The sequence below is a fragment of the Streptomyces sp. SID5785 genome (assembly GCF_009870065.1).
In the GTDB taxonomy this organism is placed as follows: domain Bacteria; phylum Actinomycetota; class Actinomycetes; order Streptomycetales; family Streptomycetaceae; genus Streptomyces.
In genome coordinates this window covers 1-4,817 of record NZ_WWIA01000355.1, presented here as the reverse complement: position 1 = coordinate 4,817, position 4,817 = coordinate 1, and the positions used below count along the sequence as shown (strand labels likewise).

The 4,817-nt window shown below is 74.8% G+C and carries 6 protein-coding genes; 4 read left to right on the top strand and 2 right to left on the bottom strand.

Annotated elements, in window-relative coordinates; translation table 11 throughout:
• Positions 1-397, bottom strand: a 397-nt coding sequence (locus GTW43_RS11645; RefSeq protein WP_161301578.1) for a zf-HC2 domain-containing protein, incomplete at its 3' end; no start/stop codon positions are given.
• An 80-nt stretch (positions 398-477) separates the two neighbouring features.
• On the opposite strand from GTW43_RS11645, the gene GTW43_RS11640 reads away from it, so the two are divergent.
• The 4 genes from GTW43_RS11640 to GTW43_RS11625 all read left to right on the top strand — a co-directional run bounded on the left by GTW43_RS11640 (position 478) and on the right by GTW43_RS11625 (position 4,503).
• Positions 478-1,227 (top strand): LytTR family DNA-binding domain-containing protein, encoded by a 750-nt coding sequence (locus GTW43_RS11640; protein WP_161301577.1) that lies wholly within the window; start codon positions 478-480, stop codon positions 1,225-1,227.
• A 68-nt stretch (positions 1,228-1,295) separates the two neighbouring features.
• Positions 1,296-1,640, top strand: a complete 345-nt coding sequence (locus GTW43_RS11635) for a hypothetical protein (RefSeq protein WP_161301580.1) — start codon at positions 1,296-1,298, stop codon at positions 1,638-1,640.
• Positions 1,637-3,307 carry a cation acetate symporter gene (locus GTW43_RS11630; RefSeq protein ID WP_161301576.1) on the top strand — a complete coding sequence of 557 codons (1,671 nt, stop codon included), beginning with the start codon at positions 1,637-1,639 and terminating at the stop codon, positions 3,305-3,307. Before GTW43_RS11635 ends, GTW43_RS11630 begins: the two co-directional genes overlap by 4 nt.
• Positions 3,308-3,360: 53 nt before the next feature.
• The gene (locus GTW43_RS11625; protein ID WP_237536534.1) at positions 3,361-4,503 is read left to right on the top strand and encodes a histidine kinase; all 1,143 of its coding nucleotides are present in this window, start codon (positions 3,361-3,363) and stop codon (positions 4,501-4,503) included.
• Positions 4,504-4,514: 11 nt separating this feature from the next.
• On the opposite strand, the gene GTW43_RS11620 is transcribed toward GTW43_RS11625, so the two are convergent.
• Positions 4,515-4,817: hypothetical protein (locus GTW43_RS11620; RefSeq protein WP_161301575.1), on the bottom strand; the 303-nt coding region annotated here is incomplete at its 5' end.

The window sequence follows — 4,817 nt, the reverse complement described above, 5'->3', positions numbered from 1 at the left end:
GCGTCACCGCCGCGGAGCCGCCCGAGCCGCCGGAGCCGCCCGAGGTGCCCGCGCCGCCCGTCACGGCCGCGCCGAGCCCCGCCCCCAGCAGCACCAGCGCCGTCACCGCGACGGCCCCCGCCCGCCACAACCGGCGGCGGGCCGCGCGGTGCGCCGCGGCGAGCCGGTCCACGACGCCGTCGAGGAAGGCGGGGGCGGGGCGGGCGAACAGCTCCACACACGGCGGCGTCGCCCGTGCGTACAGCTCCAGCAGCCGGGCCGTGGACCCGAGTTCGTCCACGGACGCCGCGCACACCGCGCACTGGTCGAGATGGTCCTCGAAGCGGAACCGGTCCGCCGCCCCGAGCACCCCCAGCGCGTACGCCCCCGCGTCGCGATGCCGTTCCTGGGACCCCATCCGCTCCTCCTGCTCCACCCCCACGGGTACGCGGCGCACGGCCGATCCGCTCAAGCCCCCGGCCGATTACACTCCGCCGCATGCTGCGCGCACTCGCCGTCGACGACGAGGAACCCGCCCTCGCCGAGCTCCTGTACCTGCTGCGTTCCGACCCCCGCATCCACAGCGTCGAGGGCGCCACCGACGCCACCGAGGCCCTGCGGCGCATCGGCCGCGCGCTCGACGCGGGCCCCGGCGGCGAGGAAGCCGTCGACGTGCTCTTCCTCGACATCCACATGGCCGGCCTCACCGGACTCGACGTGGCACGCCTCCTCGCCGGGTTCGCCCGCCCGCCGCTCGTCGTCTTCGTCACGGCCCACGAGGACTTCGCCGTCCAGGCCTTCGACCTCAAGGCCGTCGACTACGTCCTCAAACCGGTCCGCCGCGAACGCCTCGCCGAGGCCGTCGCCCGCGTCGCCGAGCGGGCCGCCACCGCCGCGCCCCCGGCCACCGTCGCCGACCGCATCCCCGTCGAACTCGGTGGCGTCACGCGCCTCGTCGCCGTCGCGGACATCACGTACGCGGAGGCGCAGGGCGACTACGCGCGCCTGCACACCGCCGACGGCGCCGGTCACCTCGTGCGCATACCGCTCACCACCCTCGAGGAACGCTGGCAGCCGCTCGGCTTCGTCCGCGTGCACCGCAGCCATCTGGTGGCCCTGCACCGCATCGACGAACTCCGGCTCGACGGCGGCGGCATGACCGTGCGGGTCGGCACCGCCGAGATCGCCGTCAGCCGCCGCCACGCGGGCCGCGTCCGGGAGTTGCTCATGCGCCGCGCAGGAGGCTGACCAGCCCCTTCCGCGGCCCGCCCGCACCTGCCTACACTCCGCCCGTGTCCGAACCACGCCGCGAAGTGGTGACCGGCGAGCCGCGCACCGCGCACGGCGCGGCCGGACCGTCCGCCCTGCGCACCCAGGGCGAGATCGACGAGCAGACCATGCTCGGCGCCGCCTACGTCAGCTCCCTCATGCGGGGCCAACTGCGCACCGGAACCGTCGCGTTCCTCGCCCTGGCCGTGCCCGTCGGCCTGCTCCCGCTGTTCTTCGGCGCGCTCGGCAGCAGCGCCGTGCAGTGGCTCGTCCTCGGCGCGGGCTGCTACCCCTTCCTCGTCCTCATCGCCTGGTGGTACGTGCGCCGCGCCGAGCGCAACGAACGCGACTTCGCCGACCTCGTCCGCGGCCGGGACACCGGAGCGCCGTGAACGAGGCCTACGCGATCCCGGCGGTGACCGTCGTCGTCCTCGCCACCGTCCTCATCGGCGGCTTCGGCCTGCGGATCTCCCGCACCACGTCCGACTTCTACGTCGCCTCGCGCACCGTCGGCCCGCGCCTCAACGCCGCCGCGATCAGCGGGGAGTACCTCTCGGCGGCCTCGTTCCTCGGCGTCGCCGGACTGGTTCTCGTGCACGGCCCGGACATGCTCTGGTACCCGGTCGGCTACACCGCGGGCTATCTCGTGCTGCTGGTCTTCGTGGCCGCACCGCTGCGCCGCTCCGGCGCCTACACGCTGCCCGACTTCGCCGAGGGGCGGCTCGAGTCACGCCGGGTGCGGCGCGTGGTCAGCATGTTCGTCGTCGGCGCGGGCTGGATGTACCTTGTGCCGCAGCTCCAGGGCGCCGGCCTCACCCTCCAGGTGCTCACCGGCGCGCCACGCTGGCTCGGCGGCTCCCTCGTCGCGGCCGTCGTCGTGCTCGCCGTCGCCGCGGGCGGCATGCGCTCCATCACCTTCGTCCAGGCCTTCCAGTACTGGCTGAAACTGACTGCCCTGCTCGTCCCGGCGTTCTTCCTCGTCCTCGCGTGGCGCGGCGCGGGCGCGGCCGTCCCGCCCGACCACACGGTGACCGACCTGCCGCCGACCGGCGCCGGCGCGGGCCGCCCCCTCGCCACCAGCCGCGCCGACCACCCGCTCTACGCCACGTACGGGCTGATCATCGCGACGTTCCTCGGCACCATGGGCCTGCCGCACGTCGTCGTCCGCTTCTACACCAGCCCGAACGGCCGCGCCGCCCGCCGCACCACGGTCGTCGTCCTCGCTCTGATCGGCCTCTTCTACCTCCTGCCGCCGTTGTACGGCTGGCTCGGCCGGCTCTACGCCCCCGAACTCACCGCTACCCAGGACGCCGACGCCACGGTCCTGCTCCTGCCCGGCCGCATGATCGGCGGCGTCGCGGGCGACCTGCTCGGCGCGCTGGTCGCGGGCGGGGCCTTCGCCGCGTTCCTCTCGACGGCGTCGGGCCTGACCATGGCCGTCGCCGGGGTCATCAACCAGGACGTGCTGCCCACGCGCGGCGTCCGGCACTTCCGCCTCGCGGTCGTCCTGTCCGTCGTCTGCCCGCTCGGCGGCGCGCTCCTCGTCGACGGCGTACCGGTGGCCGACGCGGTGGGCATGGCCTTCGCCGTCTCCGCGTCGTCCTTCTGCCCACTGCTCCTGCTCGGCATCTGGTGGCGCCGGCTGACCCCGCCGGGCGCGGTGGCCGGCCTGTTCCTGGGCGGAGGCTCCGCGCTGCTCGCGGTGACCCTGACGGTGTCGGGCGTCGCGACGACCGGCTGGCTGCACACCCTGCTGGCGTGGCCGGCGGTCTGGTCGGTGCCGATCGGCTTCCTGGCGATGATCCTGGTCAGCCTGGCCACCCCGGACTCCGTCCCCGCTCACACGACCGCCACGCTGACCCGCCTCCACCTCCCGGAGGACCTGAGAATCGCAGGGCCACGGCGGTCCCGTACGGGGCTCGCCTCCGGCGCGGGGCCGGACGTGCCCCGTCACGGGCGCGGGGACCTGCGCGACCTGCCCCCGACGACGGGAACCGGCCCACCGGGCGCAGGCCCCACGGCGAAGCGGCCCACCCCCCGGCAGAAGGGCAACCGGTGACCGGCGGAGCCGCAGCCGCGGCGCTGCTGGCCCTCACCCCCACCCTCCTCGCCCTGGGCTACGCGCTGGGCCGCCGGGCCACCGGCAAGACCCGGCACAGCGACATCGGCACCCCCGTCGAGCGCGCCACCTTCGACACCCTCCACACCGCCTCCCTGGCGGCCCCGCCCCTGCGCGCGGGCCTCACGGAGGAGACGGCCCGCAAGTCCGCCCGTCGCCTGCGCAGTCTCCTCGGCACGGACGCCCTCGCCGTGACGAACCGCTCGACCGTGCTCGCCTGGGACGGCGCGTCCGAACACGCCCACGCCGGACACGTCATGCCGGCCCTGGCCGACGCGCTCGCCGCAGGCGCCCGCTCCGTCGCGTTCGCCTGCGGATGCACCGCCGTGGACTGCCCGCTGCGCTGGGCCGTGGCCGCGCCGGTCGTCGCCGACGGCCGCGTCAGGGGCGCCGTCGTCGCCTACGCCCCGCGCGAGTCCGCCGTCCTGGCCCGCGCCACCGACGAGGTCGCCCGCTGGGTCTCCGTCCAGCTGGAACTCGCCGAGCTCGACCGCTCCCGGACCCGGCTGATCGAGGCCGAGATCAAGGCCCTGCGCGCCCAGATCTCCCCGCACTTCATCTTCAACTCGCTCGCCGCGATCGCCTCGTTCGTCCGCACGGACCCGGAGCGCGCCCGCGAACTCCTCCTGGAGTTCGCCGACTTCACCCGCTACTCGTTCCGCCGGCACGGCGACTTCACGACGCTCGCCGACGAACTGCACTCCATCGACCAGTACCTGGCCCTGGTCCGCGCCCGGTTCGGCGACCGGCTGTCGGTCACGCTGCAGATCGCCCCGGAGGTCCTTCCCGTGACGCTGCCGTTCCTGTGTCTGCAGCCGCTCGTCGAGAACGCGGTCAAGCACGGTCTGGAGGGCGCCGTCACCCGCAGCCGGATCACCATCGACGCCACGGACGCGGGCGCGGAGGCCGAGGTCGTCATCGAGGACGACGGCGTCGGCATGGATCCCGGGGAGCTGCGGGCGATCCTGCGCGGCGAGGGCGGCCCCTCGCATGGGGTCGGCCTGTCGAACGTCGACGAGCGGCTGCGCCAGGTCTTCGGCGACGCCTACGGGCTGGTGATCGAGACGGCCGTCGGCGCGGGCATGAGGATCACGATCCGGATCCCGAAGTACCGGGCCGGAGTGCACGCCCCGTGAGGGACGGGGCCTCAGAACAGATGGATCGCCAGATGGCCGAGGGGTAGTCCGAGCCGCCACGCGGGGGTCCACACCTGCGGCCCCTCCTCCTCGTCGGGGACGGGCACCGCGTCCAGGTCCGGCGCGAGCAGTTCGGTCTCCTCCAGCCAGCGCCACGCCGCGACGGCGAGCGTCAGGTCCGGCGAGGCACTCCCGGCACGCCGCGCGCGGGTCTCCCGCTCGGCGAGCGAGGCCCGCACCCAGGACTGCCAGGGCCGGTCGTAGGCGGTCAGCGACGACCAGGTGTCCAGCTGGGACACGACTCTGATGCCGGA

Coding starts and splice junctions, on each gene's coding strand:
- GTW43_RS11640 (WP_161301577.1), top strand. CDS start 478: ATGCTGCGCGCACTCGCCGTCGACGACGAGGAACCCGCCCTCGCCGAG.